The following is a 19,546-nucleotide window of genomic DNA, read 5'->3' as shown; positions in this document are numbered from 1 at the left end:
TTCCTGTTGTTTCATTTAAAATAAGAGCAAGCCTTGCGCCTTATCGTTTAATAAGGTTACGCAAATTATCAAGATAATGTTGGGCTTGTAATTTCGGATCGATGTTGCTTGCCAGCTTTTTCTTACGACCTAACCATTCCAGCTCATCTTCTGGTAATTCATCCAGGAAACGGCTTGGGGTCATTTGCTTCATCTGCCCGCCCGCCTTGCGCTGTTCTGCCAAAGTAATGGTCAAGCCCTGACGTGCACGGGTAATACCCACATACATCAGACGGCGTTCCTCTTCGACCGTTTCTGCAGCGATCGAGTTTTTATGTGGCAGAATTTCTTCTTCCAGCCCGATCAGATAGACATAAGGAAATTCCAGACCTTTAGACGCATGCAAAGTCAATAAATTGACTTTATCGGTGTCCTCTTCTTCCTGCTGCTGCTCGAGCATGTCCAGCAGCACCATTTTACGAATCACACTTTCAATATTTTTTTCATCAACATCTTCAGCGCGGTTAATCAGGCTTTGAATGCTGCTATAGAGCACTTCGATATTGTCGAGCTTGGTCTTTTCCTGCGCTGGTGTGGCTGCAGTTTCCTTGATGTAATCGATATAACCGGCTTCAATCATCATCTGGCGGATAATTGGCACTGGTTCATCATCATCCAGTAAATTGCGGGTAAAACCCTCAATAAAATCGGCAAACTCAGCCAATTGAGTCGTGGCCTTTTTCGGAATCGCCATGGTCAGACGCTGATCCGCAGCCGCAGCCAGAAGCGACAGATTATTTTCCTGAGCAAATAGACCGAGCTTTTCCAGCGTTACCGGACCAATTGCCCGTTTTGGCGTATTGATAATTCGTAAAAATGCACTGTCATCTTCAGGGTTAATGATCAAGCGTAAATAGCTCATCATGTCCTTGATTTCGGCACGTGCGAAGAAGGACTGTCCGCCAGATAATTTATACGGAATCTGCATCTGGCGCAGATGGGTTTCTAAAATACGCGCCTGGAAATTGCCGCGGTACAACACCGCATAATCTTTCCAGCTTTTACCGTTCATCAATTTATGCGTGATCAGGTCTTTAACCACGCGTTCTGCTTCATCATCATCATTGCGGCAGGTAATCACACGGATCACTTCACCATGGCCTTTGTCCGACCAAAGCTTTTTATCAAAAATATGCGGATTATTACCAATCACGGTGTTGGCTGCTTTGAGAATACGACTGGTCGAACGATAGTTCTGTTCCAGTTTAATCACTTTTAAATTAGGAAAATCCTGCTGCAGCAAGGCCATATTTTCCGGTTTAGCACCACGCCAGGCATAAATCGACTGGTCATCATCGCCTACGGCGGTGAACTGTCCCATCACGCCAACCAGTAATTTCACCAGAATATACTGCGCCGTATTGGTATCCTGATATTCATCGACCAGCAAATAACGCACGCGATTTTGCCATTTGTCACGAACTTCGGCATTTTCCTGCAGCAAGCGCGTTGGCATCACAATCAGGTCATCAAAATCCACGGCGTTATAGGCACGCAAATTACGTTCATATAATTGATATAAATGCGCAAACTGCACATCTTCGGCAGTTTCACAGGTAGTATGTGCCTGCTCGGGTGGAATCAGATCATTTTTCCAGTCCGAGATCATTTTCATGGCTTTGGCAATCAGTTCTTTGCTTTCTGCACCGGATAAATTGTCACGCTGCATCAGATCCATCAGAATGCGTTTACAGTCGTCAGCATCCAGAATCGAGAAATTATTTTTCAGTGGGGTATGTTTCAACTCCAGGCGCAGCATATTCAGGCCAAAAGTATGGAAGGTCGAAACTGAAACGCCTTTACTTTCTTCACGCGTCAACAATTTGCTGACACGCTCTTTCATCTCACGTGCTGCCTTGTTGGTAAAAGTCATCGCAGTAATACGATGTGCGGGAATCCCGCAATGCTTGACTAAATACGCGATTTTTCGCGTGATCACTGAAGTCTTGCCTGAACCCGCTCCTGCAAGTACTAACAAGGGTCCTTGAGTGTATTTCATGGCTTCAAGTTGCTTGTCATTTAACTGACTGGCGAGTGACATATGGCTTCCTCTTCTAGATTCGGCTCCGATTATAGTCATCTCTGCGTCAGTTGCCTAATTTAAAATACGATTAATCAGGTCAATATTCAGATATAAAAAAACCACCCGAAGGTGGTTTTTTCTTAAGCGTTCAAGAATTATTGAACTGCATATACCGCGATTTCTACACGACGGTTTTGCTCTTTACCTGCAGCAGTTGTATTGTCTGCAATTGGGTTCGCTGAACCTAAACCTTGAGCATTAATACGTGTACGTGAAACACCTTGGCCTGCCAAGTAAGTCGCTACAGAGTTTGCGCGTGCTTGAGACAATGGCAAGTTAATTGAGTCATTACCCGTGCTGTCTGTATAACCAGTTACAAGAATACCGCTCTTGTTATCTTCAGTTAATACTTGCGCTACTTTGTTCAAAGTGCCATAAAAGTTTGGTTTGATATTTGACTTGTTCGTGTCAAATGTAATGCTGCCTGGCATCACAAGGTTAATCGAACCATCTGCATTACGGTTAACGTCTACGCCCGTACCCGCTGTTGCTTGACGTAATTTTTTCTCTTTGTTATCAAGATACACACCCGCTGCACCACCAACAACAGCACCAATCGCTGCTGCACGGTTATTTTGACGGCTGGTATTCGCATTGCCTTTAGAAACACCGTAACCTGCTGCAGCACCAATTAAAGTACCTAGAGCAGCTTTATCATATTCCACACCACCGATGTTATTACCAGTTGATTGACAACCTGTAAGTGCTACGGCCCCTGCTACAGCTGCTGAAATGACTAGTGCACGCATCGCATGACTCCTTGTTGTATGCTTTGTTGTTAAGCGAGATAATGATTTAAATTGAATGGGCTAACCATTGAATTTTTGTTAATAATAAATCGTTTAGTAATATTTTGTAATGTTTATATGTAACTAAAACCAAGTAGTTCGTCACAATATCTTCATAGTTTCCTGTTTAGGCTTTTTTATTTGCCTAACTGTCTCTATATTACTCAAAATATGAAAAAATTTAAGTGATTAATCTCTGGGGACTGTTTGGATATGTCATCGAATAGCAACAAGCAACCGACTTTAAAAAAACTGGCGCGTGGCCTGACGGTCACATCCGTCATGACGGGCAGTACTTTTTTTCATGGTCCCCCGGTGCTGGCCTTGGGTTTAACCAAACTTTTTAAAAAATCCGCAAAAGTGGATGAAACCAATATCAAGATTACCAACAGCTGGTTAGGGGTCAATAATTGGCTGATTGAGCATGTGCTGAAAAACACGCAATGGCAAATCAGTGTAGATGAATCACTGGATTTGAATATGCAGGGACGTTATTTGATGACCTGTAATCATCAAAGCTGGGTCGATACTACTGTCAATCAGTACTTCGGTCTGACCCGTATGCCCCTGACGCGCTTCTTTACTAAATGGGAACTTATTTTTATTCCTTTTGTCGGTCAGGCTTTTAAAATCTTAGGCTTCCCGATGATGAAACGGCATAGCAAGGAACAGATTGCCAAAAACCCTGCGTTGAAATATCGGGATATGGAAGAAGCACGTAAATCCTGTGAGCAGCTGATCAGTCAGCCTTTTACCCTGTTAAATTATCTGGAAGGCACGCGTTTTACCCAAGAAAAGCATGATCAGCAGCAGTCTTCCTACACACATTTACTGAAACCTAAAGCCGGTGGTCTGGCATTGGCGCTCAGTATTCTCGGCGATAAAATTGATGCGCTGGTCGACATGACTATTGTTTATCCTGACGGTATTCCGGGCTATGGTGAATTTTGGTTAGGTGAAGTGCCACGTATTGCGGTAAATTTAAGAAAAATTGATATTCCTGACTGGGTACTGGGCGGCAATTATGAAGATGATGCTGAATATCGTGCACGTTTTCAAAAATGGATTGATCAAATCTGGACTGAAAAAGATCAGCTCATCGCACAAATGCAGCAGAACTTTGCCCAAGCCCCGGTCGGATCTGTAACTGAGTAATTATGAAGAACGACAACCCGGACATTACGTCCAGCTCCTTTAAATTTGTTCGTAAAGGAACCTGGGGCTGGAAAATTGCACTGATTTACGACATTTTCATGATGGTTTTAATCATCATCAATCTGTTCTGTCTCAGTGCAAACGCCATTTTAATGAGCGATTTTGGTCAGTGGTTGTTTGACTTTATTCGTTTACCGGAAATCTTGCAGTTTTATAAAAGTGATTTACGCCCTTGGGTCATCATTACCGAGGGCTGGTTTACCACCTTCTTGGTCTGTGAATTATTGGCCCGCTGGGTTATCGCAATTGTCCTGCGTCATCATCGACGCTGGTGGTTCTTCCCTTTTGTGCACTGGTATGAAATTTTATCCATTATCCCTCAGCTACGTTTCCTGCGCCTGCTGCGTGCGGTCGCGATTGGCTACAACTTGCATAGCCATGGTTATAAAGTAATTCCCAATCGCTGGTATCGCCAAGGCAACTTTTATTACAACATGCTGATGGAAGAGCTTTCTAGTCGGGTGGTACTGACTGTACTGGACGGCATCAAGCGTGAACTGACCACAAGTACATCACATAAACAGTTAATTGATGATTTGGTGGAACATCACCGTAAATTACTGGCCATTGCCTTGGCAGATATCTTGCAAGAATCTTTGGGCAAGGAATTACACTCACAACGTTCCATGATCGCTAAAAATGTAGGGCAAGTAGTGAATCAGGCGATTGAAGATACTCCAGAACTGACCCAATTATTACGTTTGATTCCAATCGTAGGTAGCCGGATTGAACAGCAAATTCAAAGTATTGGTCAACGCCTCGGAGAAAATATCACGCAAGGACTGATTGAACCATTTACCCACACAGGTCAAAAAGAAAATCCGACTTTTACCCTAATTTCAGATAAAATCAGCCAGATTCAGATTGAACATAATCCACATATTGATAAATTGGTCGAATCGGCTGTTTTTGAAACACTTGAAGCAATCCGAAAACAGGTAAAAGTCAAACAGTGGCAACAGATTTTAGAAGAACATGAGCAAAATCAGAGCTCAATAGATAAGTAAAGTTTAAAGTACAGAATCAGACTAATCCGTCCGGTCCTGTTCGCATAAAAAAATAACTGAGATCGCTAGAGAATTACTGCAATTTGTTCTAGGATTTGCACTATTTACAACATTGCTTCGACACAAAACCAGCAGGTCAGAAGTATTTAAGGAAGAATTATGGCTGATATACGGATAAAAGGCAGAATGGTCAATGCGATACGCATTAGCCTAGATACCAATGATCATGATGCAATCCGCCAGCAACTTAGCCCAAAATTACAAGCAGCATTTCCACCCGGCACTTTGGCAGTCATTGAAAGTTCAGTTGAACAGGAACTCATTGCGCTGATTCAACTATTAATCAGTCTGGATGTACAGCCTATGGCTGTTACTGAAGGCTTACTTGGAGATCAGGCGCGCGCTATTCAGTTCCCGGTACTGCCACCTGATCGCCAGTTAGAAGAAGTTAAAGCCACCAAAGAACAGGTCGTGGAAGTTAAACCAGAACCTACAGCGGTGAATGATGATCAAGCCCCTGCTGCCCCGATCGTCGCGCATATCACCTCATATCATGATGAAATCCTGCGTACTGGCCAATGTATCGTGCAGCATAATGGCGACATTATTATTAATGCCGGCATCAACAGTGGTTCAGAAGTGATTGCTTCGGGCAATATTCATGTCTATGGCAGCGCACGTGGCCGTGTCATTGCGGGCGCGGGTGGTAATACTGCAGCACGCATTTTCTGTCATAGCCTCGAAGCTGAACTGATTTCAATTGCAGGAACCTATTGTGTGGCGGATGACATTCCACCGCATGTAGTTAAAAAGTCTGTGCATATTTACTTGAATGATCAACTAGAGCTTGTATTTGAAGCTCTACAATTTTAATGTATAAATAAACACCAAAAACCCCATTTTAAACAGGGGATTTGAACCATAACAGGAGTGGATTCGGTGGCGAAAATTGTTGTCGTAACGTCAGGCAAAGGTGGTGTAGGTAAAACTACAACGAGTGCATCTTTTGCAACAGGTTTAGCCCTACGCGGTCACAAAACTGTTGTTATTGATTTTGATGTAGGTTTACGTAACCTTGATTTGATTATGGGCTGTGAACGCCGTGTAGTTTATGATTTTGTGAATGTTTTAAATAACGAAGCACGATTACAACAAGCACTGATTCGCGATAAAGATATTGAGAATTTATATATTTTACCTGCTTCCCAAACACGTGATAAAGATGCCTTAACCGATGAGGGTGTAGCACGTGTAATGGATGAGCTTTCGCAGGAATTTGACTATATTATTTGTGATTCACCTGCCGGTATCGAGCGTGGTGCCATTCTGGCCATGTACCATGCGGATGAAGCGATCATTGTGACCAACCCTGAAATTTCTTCAGTCCGTGACTCTGACCGTATCATTGGTATGCTCGATAGCAAAACAAAAAAAGTAGAACAAAACGAAGGTCGCATTCGTAAGCATCTGTGTATTACCCGTTTCAATCCGGAACGTGCCGATAAACAGGAAATGCTGACGATTGATGATATTTCTAAGGATATTTTACGTGTACCGACCCTAGGTGTTATTCCTGAGTGTCCAAGCGTTTTACAAGCATCAAATGAAGGTAAGCCAGTGATTCTTTTCACTGAAGCTGCAGCGGGTCAGGCTTATGATGACCTGGTGGCGCGTTTCCTTGGTGAAGAGCGTCCTTACCGTCATATTGAGGTAAAACCTAAGGGCTGGTTAGCACGACTATTTGGAGCGTAGACATGGCAGGATTCTGGAGTAAACTTTTTAGTGGCGAGGATAAACCATCAAGCGCACGGACTGCTAAAGACCGTTTGAAGGTGATCGTTGCATCCGAACAAGGCTTGGGTCGTCGCTTGAGCCAGGACAAAATTGACCAGATGAAAACTGAAATCATGCAGGTGGTCAATCGTTATGTTCGCGGTGTCGATGAACAGCATATTCAAATGCAGGTTCGTTCTGAAGCCAATATTGAAATGCTTGAAATGAATATCAATTTACCTGAAGAACGATAATCTGATTTTTGATTGGTCAAGTAAATTGATTCAAGGCAAAATATGAGGCCGGATTAGTAAAGCATTGCTTTACCCGGCCGCAAGATGAGAAGCTATGCTTCGAATAGGCTGGTAGCAAAGCACTGCTTTGTTCAAGCGCAAGACGAGAAGTTTTGCTTCGAGTGGAATGGGTGTACAAATTTTACTTTACTCAACCACTAGATCAGAAGTTTAGCTTCTAAGTAGACAGAGAGAATTAAAATACTTTGTCACTTGCGTACTCATATTTTGCCTTTTTTCATGCCGAAAAAACTACATTAGATCAAGGAAATTGCGATGGCATTATCTCAACCAGCGACCTTTAACGAAGAATGGTCAGATGAGCGTGTATTTGCCTATTTAAATCAGCTTCCTCCTGCAGGTGTTAATGCTGATTTTCACGTGCTGTATCATGCTTTCAAGCATATGCGTCCATTCGATTATGAACGCCTGTTGACGAAATTTGTCGCTGATGGCCGTGATGTCAATGCAACCAATCCGGAAGGACAACGCATTCATGACGTGATTGCCACTTTCCCGCGTCAAAGTGCCGAGTTCCTGGATGTATTGGCAAAATTTGCCTGAGTCAAAAATACATAAAAAAGCCTGCTTTGAAAGCAGGCTTTTTTATTGAAGATACACTGAAACTAAACCAGAATCTCGCGTTTGCCGTTGGCACCCATGCCGCTGACAATGCCGTTTTCTTCCATCTGATCAATGATCCGCGCAGCACGATTATAGCCCAGACTGAATTTACGCTGCAAGGATGAAGTAGAAGCCTTACGGGTTTCCAAAACAAAAGCTACACACTGGTCATACAGCGCATCGCGGTCTGATCCACCGTCGCCACCATCTTCAAAACCACGGCTAGATGGTTCTTCATCGAATGGTGTCAGGATCTCGTCGACATAATTTGGTGAACCACGTTCACGCCATGCATCACAGATCCGGTTGACTTCGTCATCAGCAATAAAAGCGCCATGCACACGCTCAGGTTCGATTTTACCCGGGCCCAAGAACAGCATGTCACCGTGACCGAGCAAGTCCTCTGCACCACCCGCATCCAGAATAGTACGCGAGTCGATCTTGGAGTTAACCCGTAATGCGACACGTGTTGGAATATTGGCTTTGATCAAACCGGTGATCACGTCTACTGATGGACGCTGGGTCGCAAGCAACAGGTGAATACCAGCAGCACGTGATTTTTGTGCCAGACGGGTAATCATTTCTTCGGCTTTCTTACCGACCTGCATGATCATGTCCGCGAACTCATCCGCGACAATTACAATGGAAGGCAACGGCGTCAAACGCGGCGCACGCTCACCCACAACAGAATCGCTGGCTTTCCATGTTGGATCGATCAGATCTTCACCATTGGCAATCGCCTCTTCCACCTTGCGGTTATAATCGCTCAGTTTACGGATTTTCAGGAAAGACATCAGTTTATAACGACGTTCCATCTCATTGACACACCAGTTCAATGCGCTGACTGCATCTTTCATATCAGTGACTACAGGCGTCAACAAATGTGGAATATCATTATAGTTTGCCAGTTCCAGCTGCTTTGGATCGATCAGAATAAGACGCAATTCATCCGGTGTATATTTCAGCAACATCGATAGAATCATCGAGTTCACTGCCACCGATTTACCCGAACCCGTGGTACCCGCCACCAACATATGCGGCGCTTTCCCCAGATCAGCAATCACCGGATTACCGGAAATATCCTTACCCATTGCCATGGAGAGGATGCTATTCGGATCAGTGAAGGCTGGAATGGTCAAAAGTTCGATCAAACGGACCATTTCACGGGTACTGTTTGGTACTTCAATTCCGATATACGGCTTGCCCGGAATGACTTCAACCACACGCACCGATGCCATCGACATCGAACGTGCCAGATCTCGGGAAATATTGGTCACTTTAGAAGCTTTCACCCCTGGCGCCAGATCCAGTTCAAAACGTGTCACGACTGGGCCTGGCTGTGCTTCTACCACTTTGGCTTTGACATTAAATTCTTGCAGCTTGATTTCAAGCAATTCAGATAAACGTGCCAGCTGCTCTTCGGTAAAATTCACTTTTTTATTCGGATCGACTTCATCCAGTAAATCTAGCCCTGGAAGTGGTGATAAATCTTTACGGCGCTCCACCACCTGCATGGCACGTGACATCGGACGGCCTGAAGCATCAGTTAAAGGAGCATCAAAATCAAACTCGTCTTCATCTTGTGGTTTGCCAGCAGTCTCTTGCCAGGCTTCCACAAATTCTTCTTTCGATAAAGCCTCGCGTACTGCTGCATTGGCGGCGGAAGAATTGGATATCGGCTCTACAACCTGATGCTGAATCGGTGCCTGTACAAAAGCAGAAGATTGCGCATAGCTCGAAGCACGTACAGGTTGTTGTGGCTCGTCCTCTTCAACTAACAAATCACCCAGATCATCCAGATCGGTTTGCAGTGCGCTATTTTTTACTGCATGTACGGTTGCTGCCGATGCCATCACCGGCGCAGCATTTACTACCTCTTCTGCAAATCTTAGCGGTTTTTCAGCAGCGGCTGCATTGAATGGGCTATGCACATCGGTCGCAGTTTTGCCTTGCGGAACTGCAGCCAGAAGTTCATCAAAGATTTCATCATCATCCCAGTCCAGACCTGTATGTGGAGTAGGTGCTGTTCTGGTATGAGCATGAGTCTGTGCTGCAACAGATTGTGGGGCAACTATATGTGAGACTGAAGAATTAAGCTGTTCTTCTTCGGCTGCTTTGAGTAAGGCGTCAATATCCTGTTTATGGCGCTGATCTTCATTCGAATGCAAGGCACGCCACACCTCGCCTGTCGCTACCACACGATCCGGCTGTTGAGGCACTTGCTGTACTTGTTTAAATGTCTCGACTGGTTCAGCAGTCTGCTGCTCAGCTTCGGGAAGATCATCATAAAACTGCGGTTGTTGTGATTCTTTATCGGCAAAATCATCAAATAAACGTTCAGCCACCTGATCACGCACCACCGGATCTATTTCTACCAGTTGATGTTCAGGCGCAGGTGTTACTGCAACCGCTACTTTTTTTGCACTAATGACTGGCTCTTTTTTGGCAACAGGTGCAGTACGGTCAAAATCAGACATGCCTTCAGGCACATTGCGGTAGAACAGATCTTGCAGATAAGCAGGCGTTGCTTTGAGGCTGCTCCAGGTCTTGTTCCACTTCACCCCAAAAGCCAAGGTAAATAACACCACCCAAAGCACAAACAAGAAGAATGCTGCACCGTATACTGTCAGCAATTGTTCAAGACTCTGACCTAATTCATAGCCAATAATACCGCCGGAAGAATTATCCAGCGTATCAGCAGGGACTTGCCAGAATAAAAACAAAAGCGCTGAGGTGCTCAGCAACAGGAAGAATTGCGCAGCATAGCGAAATGGCCGGTTCAGGAAGCTACGCGGCCACCAGACCTGAATCGCCTCCATAAACAGATAGACAGGGATCAGCAGACTTGCCCAACCGAGAAAGCCAAACAAAAGGTCTGCAATCCAGGCACCCGCTACCCCACTGGCATTCGAAACGGTCTGCGTATCACTGGAGATATGCATCCACCCCGGATCAAATGGCGTATAGGTCACTGTTGCAAGAAACAGATAAATCCCAAATGAGACTAAAAATAATGTCATTACTAAGCGCTGTGCATAGGCACTCGACACCGCTGTCATATACTGTCCTGTAACCAATTCTTCATGAATATTCTTTTGCTTCAATGCTTGAAAAAAGCGACGCAATAAAATACATATTATGCACCTGTTCTGTGAAAAAAGATGCACTATTGTGCAAGCACAATGTTACTTATGCTATATAGCTCAAATCGATTTCAATGATCAATAATATCGACTTTAATCTCACACCACTGTTATACAGTTTCACGTATAATTCAATAAATTTCTAAATAAAAAAGGATACAGCTGATGAGCGCACGTCACTCACGACTGATTATTTTAGGTTCTGGCCCTGCAGGCTATAGCGCAGCAGTGTATGCAGCGCGTGCAAACTTGAAACCTACCCTGATTGCAGGCTTGCAACTGGGCGGTCAGCTGACCACGACGACTGACGTCGATAACTGGCCGGGTGATCCCGAAGGTTTGACTGGTCCCGCATTGATGGAACGTATGCAGGCACATGCAGAGCGTTTTGGCACTGAAATCGTGTATGACCATATCAATGAAGTGGATCTTAGCCAGCGCCCGTTCGTGTTAAAAGGCGATATGGAAGAATTCACCTGTGATGCCCTGATTATCTGTACCGGTGCAACTGCCCAATACCTCGGTCTGGAATCTGAAGCAGCCTATATGGGTCAAGGTGTCAGTGCTTGCGCAACCTGTGATGGTTTCTTCTATAAAAACCAGAAAGTTATGGTCGTAGGTGGTGGTAATACCGCTGTTGAAGAAGCGTTGTATTTATCTAATATTGCGTCTCACGTGACTCTGGTTCACCGTCGTGATTCACTACGTTCTGAAAAGATCTTGCAAGATCATTTATTTGCCAAAGAAAAAGAAGGCAAGATCAGCATTATCTGGAACCATCAGGTCGATGAAGTTCTAGGCGATGCACAATCTGGCGTGACCTCGGTTCGTCTTAAATCAACTCAAGATGACTCTACTCAAAACGTTGATGTGACGGGTATGTTTGTGGCGATTGGTCATAAGCCAAATAGCGCCATGTTCGAAGGCCAGTTAGAGCTTCGTGAGGGTTATATTCAGGTGCAAAGCGGTACTGCGGGTAATGCAACCCAAACTTCGGTACCGGGCGTATTTGCTGCGGGTGATATTGCAGACAGTATTTACCGTCAGGCCATTACTTCTGCGGGTTCAGGCTGTATGGCTGCGCTAGATGCAGAAAAATATCTTGATGCGATGGGTAAACTAGACTAAGCAGCAAGAATAAAAAAGCCGTCCATTATGGGCGGCTTTTTTATTGCTAGAATGAGATGATGATTTATCTATAGATTTATGTTGGGTCTGCCATGTCTTTACTTCCTCCCTCAGAATTCATTTTTCCCAATCCGATCGAGATTGATCCTGAAGGTGAAGGACTGATTTGTATTGGTGCAGACCTCTCCCCTTCCACACTTTTTGAAGCTTATACGCATGGATTATTTCCCTGGTTTTCAGAAGGTGATCCGATTTGCTGGTGGAGTCCGGAACCACGCTGCATTATTCGCCCCGAAGATTATCATCCGAGCAAATCCCTGCTACGTAATATGAAAAAGCAGGACTATAAAATTACGGTCAATCATGCTTTTGAAAGAGTGATTCGTTCCTGTTCATTGCCTCGTGCTTATGCAGACGATACCTGGATCAGTGAAGATATTATCGCAGGCTATTGCGACATGTTCGACGCAGGATATGGCTATAGCATTGAGGTCTGGGATGAAGATCGCGTCGTCGGTGGACTTTATGGTGTGACCATCGGTCAAGGCTGTTTTGGTGAATCTATGTTTAGTACGCAAACCGATGTTTCTAAAATGGCTTTCTATACCTTAATGCTGATTGGACAGGAAAATAAACTACCCTGGATCGACTGCCAACTGGTCAACGATCATCTTTTAAGCCTAGGTGCCTGCACACTTTCTCGCCAAGCTTATCTTAATTCTTTACAAGATATTGTAAAAAAGCCTGCGATTGATTGGAAAAAGTATCAGGAAGGTGTATTTTCAAGTAAAACAATAGCGCAAAACGCGCGCTTAAGTGAATGAAAATAACAGAGGGTAGTTGTTATGAACTCTTATCAGCCAAAGGCCCTACTGAACGATTTACAGTATTATATTACGCCGCCGCATGATTGCAGCTATCTGCCCAACAAGTCGGCGCGCATGGTTTTTCTGGATCCCGCACATCGAATTGATGTAGTCACTTTATCGGAACTGTCACGTACCGGTTTCCGTCGCAGTGGTGATTTCGTGTATCGCCCCGAATGTCATCTGTGTCGTCAATGTCTGTCTTCGCGTGTGCCTGTTGCTGAATTCCGCATGAACAGTTCACAAAAAAAAGCCTGGAAACGTAATCAGGATCTGGTGATAAAAATTACCAGTCCAGACCACGCCGGGGACCTACATTATGCGCTGTATGAACGCTATATCAATGAACGCCACGCAGATGGCGATATGTTCCCACCCACCCGGGATCAGTTCGAAAAATTTTTATTGCAAAGCTGCACCGACAGCTTCTTTCTAGAATTATGGCAAGGTGAGCGTCTAATCAGCGTTTCCACTTGCGACCTGCTGGATGATGGCATCTCTGCCGTTTATACCTTCTTTGATCCGGATGAAAATCGTCGTTCACTCGGTGCTTTTGCAATCTTGAAACAGATTGAACATGCACAAAAGCTGGGCTTGCAATTTATCTATCTGGGATATTGGGTGCCGCACTCTAGCAAAATGAATTACAAATCTCAGTATCTACCACTGGAACTCTTGATCGATGGACAATGGCGACGCCTGAACCATGCACTCACTGAGGCGGAGATTCAGCACTTGGGAAACTCATTAATGACGACCTTACCCAGCGGATGGAATCACCAGATTATTAAATAAAGTCGTCAGTTTGTATTATTTAAATAGACTAGCAAAATCATCTGTACATGCTTTCACCATAATGATGGCATGTTCACGGCTTCCGTTACTGTTAGGATAATAATTCTTGCGCAGATCAATCTGATGAAATCCTGATTTTTCATATAGCTTGATCGCAGCCAGATTACTCTCGCGCACTTCCAGGAAAATCTGCACCGGATTATTTTTTAGCATGGCCACTGAAGCCTCCAGCAACTGATAGCCCAAGCCCTGGCCTTGCTGTGCTGGATCAATTGCCATGAGCAATAAATTGGCTTCGTCCAGCACCGGTTGTAGAATACAAAATCCGGCCACCTGCCCTTGCACTTCAATCACGGTACTTTGATAAGCCGTTACAGCATCTTGGAACTGTTTTAAAGTCCAGGGATGTGATTGAACCGACCTTTCAATCTTTGCCACGGCTTCTACATCCACTGCTTGCATTAAACGAATCATCTTCGTTCATCTTATATAGAATCAACCTTCGCATTATAGAAACTTCATCCAAAAAATCGAGCAAAAAAAAGAGCGATTTTAGTCGCTCTCCAATCTTCAGTTCTGTCACAGACCCAATTTGGCTTTCCAGGTCGCCAACAGTTGATCTGTATAATGATCATTCGGATGGAATCCCGGTTTAAAATACATCAGCATTTCTTTCGCCATACCGGTAATGACACCTTTAGAAGGACTATAGGCATAGGTATAAATGGCTTTTAAGGACTCAAGATTAAACTGCTGATCCTGTTTAAGCAAACGGGCGAGGAAATAGCTTTGCACCACAAATAAGGTTGCCATTGCGATGACCAAGGATGAAGTACGCAGTGCATAGGCTTTTAGGCCTTTGCCAAAAACTCCTTCAAAGACATCATGTGCAACTGCCTTATGTTCATTTTCCTCGATAGCATGCCATAACCACATGGTTTTCATGGTTTCATCTGTCATCAATTCCTGAATGTGGCTATTGGTCAAAAGCTGTGAGGCAATGGTTGCAGTGAAATGCTCAAGTGCCGTAGTTGCAGTCAAATCTACCATTTCTTGGGTAATTCCCACAGGCTTACCCAGTTTAGCCATGACTTTACGTGTCGTTTGAATGACTTTATCGGTATAACGATCAAGCGTCTCGACATCATGCCCATGTTTTTGCGCAGAAGCATTAAAGCCGATATGCTCGTGAGTATGCATGGCTTCCTGACCAATAAAAGCAGAAATTTCTTTTTGTAATGCTTCATTATTGGCAATTGCAGGATGGTTACGTACCGCGCGGACTGAATCTATAAAAAACTTTTCACCTGCTGGAAATAGCGCAGATAATGCGGTCATAAAATGAGTGAGACCTGCTGAACCATTCATCCAATATTCCGGTACAGCATCAAAATCAAAGTTCATACGACGAACTGGAAAACTTGCACCCGCACGATTGGTAATATTTACTTTCGCATTCATGTGACCACTCCCATCAGGCTAATCCAGGCCCGAAAATGTAATATTCATATTCTTATCTGTATATTACGTGGTAATTTTTTTTACATAAGTGCAGTTTAGGTCAAGCCGATATCAGATAAGGACAGCTTTTAAAATCATTGTCAGACAATTTATTCTTAGTTTTATAAAAGGTTAAATCAAAAAAAAGCGCCTCAAAGAGGCGCTTTTCTTACACAATCAGCGATTATGCAGTTACTTTAGCAACTACACCAGCACCAACTGTACGACCGCCTTCACGGATCGCAAAACGTAGACCTGGGTCCATTGCGATCGGGTGGATTAGCTCTACTGACATCTCAACGTTGTCACCAGGCATAACCATTTCCACGCCTTCTTTAAGCGCGATCGCACCAGTTACGTCCGTAGTACGGAAGTAGAACTGTGGACGGTAACCGTTAAGGAATGGAGTGTGACGACCACCTTCTTCTTTAGAAAGTACGTATACTTCCGCATCGAATTTAGTGTGTGGCTTGATCGCACCTGGTTTAGTCAATACTTGACCACGTTGTACGTCTTCACGCTTAGTACCACGAAGAAGAACACCACAGTTCTCGCCCGCACGACCTTCGTCAAGAAGTTTACGGAACATTTCTACGCCGGTTACTGTAGTAGTTTGAGTATCACGGATACCAACGATTTCTACAGACTCACCTACTTTAACGATACCAGTCTCAACACGGCCAGTTACTACTGTACCACGACCAGAGATTGAGAATACGTCTTCAATTGGCATAAGGAATGGAAGGTCAATTGCACGCTCTGGCTCTGGAATGTAAGAGTCAAGTGCTTCAACAAGCGCAACTACCGCTGGCTCGCCGTATTGGCTGTCATCACCGTTAAGCGCAAGAAGAGCAGAACCACGGATCACTGGAGTGTCATCACCCGGGAAGTCGTAAGTAGAAAGAAGTTCACGAACTTCCATTTCAACTAGTTCAAGAAGCTCTTCGTCGTCTACAAGGTCGCATTTGTTCAAGAATACAACGATGTAAGGTACACCTACCTGACGAGAAAGCAGGATGTGTTCACGAGTCTGTGGCATAGGACCATCAGTCGCAGCACATACAAGGATCGCGCCGTCCATCTGAGCAGCACCAGTAATCATGTTTTTAACATAATCGGCGTGGCCCGGGCAGTCTACGTGAGCGTAGTGACGAGTTGGAGAATCGTATTCTACGTGTGAAGTATTAATTGTAATACCACGTGCTTTTTCTTCTGGTGCAGAGTCGATTGCAGCGTAGTCTTTCGCTTCGCCACCGAATTTCTTCGCACATACAGTTGCAATTGCAGCTGTTAAAGTTGTTTTACCATGGTCAACGTGACCAATTGTGCCCACGTTAACGTGTGGCTTATTACGTTCAAACTTAGCCTTAGCCATGAGATCTTCCTTTTTAAACTACTCATGCAGGATCACTGCATGAGCACTTGGGTTTAACTATGAATTAGTTTGGGCTTATAGTAATCGAAAGATTACTCGTCGTCACCTTTTTTACCGCCAGATTGGAACTTAGAAATGATGCCTTCAGCCACGTTACGTGGAGTTTCAGCATATTTAGCAAATTCCATAGAATAAGTCGCACGACCTTGAGACATAGAACGCATAGAAGTTGCGTAACCAAACATCTCAGCCAATGGAACTTCAGCACGAATGGCTTTAGTACCACCAGGAAGATCGTCCATACCCTGAACCATACCACGACGACGGTTTAAGTCACCCATGATATCGCCCATGTAGTCTTCTGGAGTTTCTACTTCAACTTTCATGATCGGTTCAAGAAGGATAGGATCCGCTTTCATGAAACCATCACGGAAGGCATAAGAACCCGCCATTTTGAACGACAATTCGTCAGAGTCGACGTCATGGTAAGAACCATCAAACAATGTCGCTTTAATGCCAACTACTGGGTAGCCAGCCAAAACGCCATTCTTCATACGTTCTTGAATACCTTTGTCAACCGCGCCGAAGAATTCTTTAGGTACAACACCACCTACAACTTCTTCAACGAATTCGTAATCTTTTTCAGACTCAGGATCCATCGGTTCTAAACGTACATATACGTGACCGAATTTACCCTTACCACCTGTTTGACGTACGAATTTACCTTCTTGCTCAACAGACTTTTTGATCGTTTCACGGTAAGAAACCATTGGCTTACCAATGTTAGCTTCAACACCGAATTCACGCTTCATACGGTCAACAATGATGTCAAGGTGAAGCTCACCCATACCAGCAATAATCGTTTGACCTGATTCTTCGTCTGTACGAACGCGGAATGATGGATCTTCCTTAGCTAAACGCCCTAAAGCGATTGACATTTTTTCTTGGTCAGCTTTAGTTTTTGGTTCAACAGCCAATGCAATTACTGGCTCTGGGAATTCCATACGCTCAAGTGTGATGACATTTTTCTCATCACAAAGTGTATCACCTGTAGTTACATCTTTAAGACCTACACATGCCGCGATGTCACCCGCACGAATTTCTTCAACGTCTTGACGATCGTTCGCGTGCATTTGCACGATACGGCCGATACGTTCACGCTTAGCTTTCACTGGGTTATAAACAGAGTCACCTTGTTTAAGTACACCAGAATAAACACGTACGAATGTCAAGTTACCCACGAACTTGTCGTTCATAATTTTGAACGCAAGTGCGGAGAACGGAGCTTCGTCAGATGCTTCACGAATCGCTTTAGTTTCAGCTTTATCGTCAAGAACACCTTCGATCGCTTTAACTTCTGTAGGCGACGGCAAGAATTCAATTACAGCATCCAACATACGTTGAACACCTTTGTTTTTGAATGCTGTACCACAAAGCATCGGTTGAATTTGACAAGCCAAAGTTTGGACACGTAGACCAGCAATGATATCTTCTTTAGAAAGATCGCCTTCTTCCAAGTACTTGTCCATGAGTTCTTCAGAAGCTTCTGCAGCCGCTTCCACCATGTTAGTACGCCATTCAGTAGCAGTATCAACTAGCTCAGCTGGAATCTCGCCATATTCGAACTGCATACCTTGAGATGCTTCATCCCAAATGATCGCTTTCATTTCGATTAAGTCGATAACGCCTTGGAAGTTTTCTTCAGCGCCGATTGGTACAACGATTGGCACTGGAGAAGCGCCTAAACGAGTTTTCATTTGCTCAACAACACGGAAGAAGTTTGCACCTGTACGGTCCATCTTGTTCACGAATGCTAAACGAGGTACTTGGTATTTGTTCGCTTGACGCCATACAGTTTCTGACTGCGGCTGAACACCACCTACAGCACAGTAAACCATACATGCACCGTCAAGAACACGCATAGAACGCTCAACTTCGATCGTGAAGTCAACGTGTCCCGGGGTATCAATTACGTTGATACGGTGTTCAGGGAATTGCTTAGACATACCTGACCAGAATGTAGTTGTCGCAGCAGAAGTAATGGTAATACCACGTTCCTGCTCCTGTTCCATCCAGTCCATTGTTGCTGCACCATCATGCACTTCACCGATTTTGTGAGATACACCTGTGTAGAACAAAATACGTTCTGTAGTCGTGGTTTTACCAGCATCAATGTGCGCAGAAATACCAATATTACGGTAACGAGAAATTGGGGTTTGACGTGCCATGATTTCTTGCATTCCTAAATTTTGTTGTTTAAAACAGGACGCTTTAAGCTGCATAGCAACTTAAAGCGCTTTGGTGACAGAACCATGACGGTCTTATCACCCTCCTGAATAGGGCCTGTTTTATCTGCTTAGAAACGGTAGTGAGAGAATGCTTTGTTGGCTTCAGCCATACGGTGCACATCTTCACGTTTCTTAACCGCAGCGCCTTTGCCTTCAGATGCATCAAGCAACTCGCCAGCAAGACGTAAAGCCATAGTTTTTTCAGAACGCTTAGCAGCAGCATCTACTAACCAACGCATCGCTAGAGCAGTACGACGGGATGGGCGTACTTCCATAGGAACTTGGTATGTAGCACCACCAACACGGCGTGCTTTTACTTCGACCATAGGACGAACTTTTTCAAGAGTAGTCTCGAAAAATTCAACTGGGTCTACTTTAGATTTTTCTTGAACGCGGTCTAAAGCACCGTAAACGATACTTTCAGCAATAGATTTTTTACCATCTTGCATTACGTGGTTCATGAATTTAGCGATTGTTTGGCTGCTGAACTTAGGATCCGGAAGGATTTCACGAGCAGCGACTACGCGACGTCTTGGCATTTTAAACTACCTATAAAGATGACACTTCAGGTTTATCCAGCATGAGTACAAAGTGTCATGTACTACTCGCTGGCCTTACTATACGTCGCT

At 44.3% G+C, this 19,546-nt stretch carries 17 protein-coding genes; 9 read left to right on the top strand and 8 right to left on the bottom strand.

Annotation, left to right across the window (positions count from 1 at the left end; translation table 11 throughout):
- Positions 1 to 40: 40 nt before the first annotated feature.
- Positions 41 to 2,080 carry a UvrD-helicase domain-containing protein gene (locus HGD77_RS03940; protein ID WP_005104798.1) on the bottom strand — a complete coding sequence of 680 codons (2,040 nt, stop codon included), beginning with the start codon at positions 2,078 to 2,080 and terminating at the stop codon, positions 41 to 43.
- A gap of 137 nt (positions 2,081 to 2,217) precedes the next feature.
- Positions 2,218 to 2,871, bottom strand: a complete 654-nt coding sequence (locus HGD77_RS03935) for an OmpA family protein (RefSeq protein ID WP_004646124.1) — start codon at positions 2,869 to 2,871, stop codon at positions 2,218 to 2,220.
- 252 nt (positions 2,872 to 3,123) lie between these two features.
- On the opposite strand from HGD77_RS03935, the gene HGD77_RS03930 reads away from it, so the two are divergent.
- From HGD77_RS03930 to HGD77_RS03905, 6 genes are all read left to right on the top strand, one after another.
- Positions 3,124 to 4,065: an acyltransferase gene (locus HGD77_RS03930; RefSeq protein ID WP_004646123.1), complete on the top strand. Its 942-nt coding sequence runs from the start codon at positions 3,124 to 3,126 to the stop codon at positions 4,063 to 4,065.
- Positions 4,066 to 4,067: 2 nt separating this feature from the next.
- Complete coding sequence (locus tag HGD77_RS03925) at positions 4,068 to 5,132, top strand: hypothetical protein (protein WP_005104801.1); 1,065 nt, start codon at positions 4,068 to 4,070, stop codon at positions 5,130 to 5,132.
- A 159-nt stretch (positions 5,133 to 5,291) separates the two neighbouring features.
- Positions 5,292 to 6,005: a septum site-determining protein MinC gene (gene minC / locus HGD77_RS03920; protein WP_138742932.1), complete on the top strand. Its 714-nt coding sequence runs from the start codon at positions 5,292 to 5,294 to the stop codon at positions 6,003 to 6,005.
- A 66-nt stretch (positions 6,006 to 6,071) separates the two neighbouring features.
- Positions 6,072 to 6,884 (top strand): septum site-determining protein MinD, encoded by an 813-nt coding sequence (gene minD / locus HGD77_RS03915; RefSeq protein WP_005096033.1) that lies wholly within the window; start codon positions 6,072 to 6,074, stop codon positions 6,882 to 6,884.
- Between the two features lie 2 nt (positions 6,885 to 6,886).
- Positions 6,887 to 7,159, top strand: coding sequence for a cell division topological specificity factor MinE (gene minE, locus HGD77_RS03910; RefSeq protein WP_004279256.1), 273 nt, complete (start codon positions 6,887 to 6,889; stop codon positions 7,157 to 7,159).
- A gap of 315 nt (positions 7,160 to 7,474) precedes the next feature.
- Positions 7,475 to 7,762 (top strand): PA4642 family protein, encoded by a 288-nt coding sequence (locus HGD77_RS03905; RefSeq protein WP_004279254.1) that lies wholly within the window; start codon positions 7,475 to 7,477, stop codon positions 7,760 to 7,762.
- A gap of 62 nt (positions 7,763 to 7,824) precedes the next feature.
- On the opposite strand, the gene HGD77_RS03900 is transcribed toward HGD77_RS03905, so the two are convergent.
- On the bottom strand, positions 7,825 to 10,881 hold the full coding sequence (locus HGD77_RS03900; protein ID WP_138742931.1) for a DNA translocase FtsK: 3,057 nt from the start codon (positions 10,879 to 10,881) through the stop codon (positions 7,825 to 7,827).
- Between the two features lie 249 nt (positions 10,882 to 11,130).
- Here HGD77_RS03900 and trxB point away from each other — a divergent pair, with 249 nt between their 5' ends.
- The 3 genes from trxB (at position 11,131) to HGD77_RS03885 (ending at position 13,754) form a co-directional block, all read left to right on the top strand.
- On the top strand, positions 11,131 to 12,093 hold the full coding sequence (gene trxB, locus HGD77_RS03895; protein ID WP_138742930.1) for a thioredoxin-disulfide reductase: 963 nt from the start codon (positions 11,131 to 11,133) through the stop codon (positions 12,091 to 12,093).
- A gap of 92 nt (positions 12,094 to 12,185) precedes the next feature.
- Entirely contained in the window at positions 12,186 to 12,917 is a 732-nt protein-coding gene (gene aat, locus HGD77_RS03890; protein ID WP_138742929.1) for a leucyl/phenylalanyl-tRNA--protein transferase, read from the top strand.
- A 21-nt stretch (positions 12,918 to 12,938) separates the two neighbouring features.
- Positions 12,939 to 13,754 carry an arginyltransferase gene (locus HGD77_RS03885; RefSeq protein ID WP_138742928.1) on the top strand — a complete coding sequence of 272 codons (816 nt, stop codon included), beginning with the start codon at positions 12,939 to 12,941 and terminating at the stop codon, positions 13,752 to 13,754.
- A 15-nt stretch (positions 13,755 to 13,769) separates the two neighbouring features.
- On the opposite strand, the gene rimI is transcribed toward HGD77_RS03885, so the two are convergent.
- The 5 genes from rimI to rpsG all read right to left on the bottom strand — a co-directional run bounded on the left by rimI (position 13,770) and on the right by rpsG (position 19,456).
- Positions 13,770 to 14,228 carry a ribosomal protein S18-alanine N-acetyltransferase gene (gene rimI, locus HGD77_RS03880; protein ID WP_138742927.1) on the bottom strand — a complete coding sequence of 153 codons (459 nt, stop codon included), beginning with the start codon at positions 14,226 to 14,228 and terminating at the stop codon, positions 13,770 to 13,772.
- A 105-nt stretch (positions 14,229 to 14,333) separates the two neighbouring features.
- Entirely contained in the window at positions 14,334 to 15,215 is an 882-nt protein-coding gene (locus HGD77_RS03875; RefSeq protein ID WP_004646113.1) for a metal-dependent hydrolase, read from the bottom strand.
- Positions 15,216 to 15,438: 223 nt separating this feature from the next.
- The gene (gene tuf, locus HGD77_RS03870; protein WP_004646112.1) at positions 15,439 to 16,629 is read right to left on the bottom strand and encodes an elongation factor Tu; all 1,191 of its coding nucleotides are present in this window, start codon (positions 16,627 to 16,629) and stop codon (positions 15,439 to 15,441) included.
- 92 nt (positions 16,630 to 16,721) lie between these two features.
- The gene (gene fusA, locus HGD77_RS03865; protein ID WP_071851492.1) at positions 16,722 to 18,857 is read right to left on the bottom strand and encodes an elongation factor G; all 2,136 of its coding nucleotides are present in this window, start codon (positions 18,855 to 18,857) and stop codon (positions 16,722 to 16,724) included.
- 128 nt (positions 18,858 to 18,985) lie between these two features.
- Positions 18,986 to 19,456, bottom strand: coding sequence for a 30S ribosomal protein S7 (gene rpsG / locus HGD77_RS03860; RefSeq protein WP_004279240.1), 471 nt, complete (start codon positions 19,454 to 19,456; stop codon positions 18,986 to 18,988).
- Positions 19,457 to 19,546: the final 90 nt, after the last annotated feature.

It is taken from the genome of Acinetobacter sp. NEB149, assembly GCF_012516415.1.
Lineage (GTDB): Bacteria > Pseudomonadota > Gammaproteobacteria > Pseudomonadales > Moraxellaceae > Acinetobacter > Acinetobacter lwoffii_V.
The sequence above is the reverse complement of the archived record's forward strand: the minus strand, read 5'-3'. Positions and strand labels throughout refer to the sequence as shown.

Excerpts from the sequence above, each read along its gene's own strand:
- HGD77_RS03940 (WP_005104798.1), bottom strand. The coding sequence starts at position 2,080 with ATGTCACTCGCCAGTCAGTTAAATGACAAGCAACTTGAAGCCATGAAA.
- HGD77_RS03935 (WP_004646124.1), bottom strand. The coding sequence starts at position 2,871 with ATGCGTGCACTAGTCATTTCAGCAGCTGTAGCAGGGGCCGTAGCACTT.
- HGD77_RS03930 (WP_004646123.1), top strand. The coding sequence starts at position 3,124 with ATGTCATCGAATAGCAACAAGCAACCGACTTTAAAAAAACTGGCGCGT.
- HGD77_RS03925 (WP_005104801.1), top strand. The coding sequence starts at position 4,068 with ATGAAGAACGACAACCCGGACATTACGTCCAGCTCCTTTAAATTTGTT.
- minC (WP_138742932.1), top strand. The coding sequence starts at position 5,292 with ATGGCTGATATACGGATAAAAGGCAGAATGGTCAATGCGATACGCATT.
- minE (WP_004279256.1), top strand. The coding sequence starts at position 6,887 with ATGGCAGGATTCTGGAGTAAACTTTTTAGTGGCGAGGATAAACCATCA.
- HGD77_RS03905 (WP_004279254.1), top strand. The coding sequence starts at position 7,475 with ATGGCATTATCTCAACCAGCGACCTTTAACGAAGAATGGTCAGATGAG.
- HGD77_RS03900 (WP_138742931.1), bottom strand. The coding sequence starts at position 10,881 with ATGACAGCGGTGTCGAGTGCCTATGCACAGCGCTTAGTAATGACATTA.
- trxB (WP_138742930.1), top strand. The coding sequence starts at position 11,131 with ATGAGCGCACGTCACTCACGACTGATTATTTTAGGTTCTGGCCCTGCA.
- aat (WP_138742929.1), top strand. The coding sequence starts at position 12,186 with ATGTCTTTACTTCCTCCCTCAGAATTCATTTTTCCCAATCCGATCGAG.
- HGD77_RS03885 (WP_138742928.1), top strand. The coding sequence starts at position 12,939 with ATGAACTCTTATCAGCCAAAGGCCCTACTGAACGATTTACAGTATTAT.
- rimI (WP_138742927.1), bottom strand. The coding sequence starts at position 14,228 with ATGATTCGTTTAATGCAAGCAGTGGATGTAGAAGCCGTGGCAAAGATT.
- HGD77_RS03875 (WP_004646113.1), bottom strand. The coding sequence starts at position 15,215 with ATGAATGCGAAAGTAAATATTACCAATCGTGCGGGTGCAAGTTTTCCA.
- tuf (WP_004646112.1), bottom strand. The coding sequence starts at position 16,629 with ATGGCTAAGGCTAAGTTTGAACGTAATAAGCCACACGTTAACGTGGGC.
- fusA (WP_071851492.1), bottom strand. The coding sequence starts at position 18,857 with ATGGCACGTCAAACCCCAATTTCTCGTTACCGTAATATTGGTATTTCT.
- rpsG (WP_004279240.1), bottom strand. The coding sequence starts at position 19,456 with ATGCCAAGACGTCGCGTAGTCGCTGCTCGTGAAATCCTTCCGGATCCT.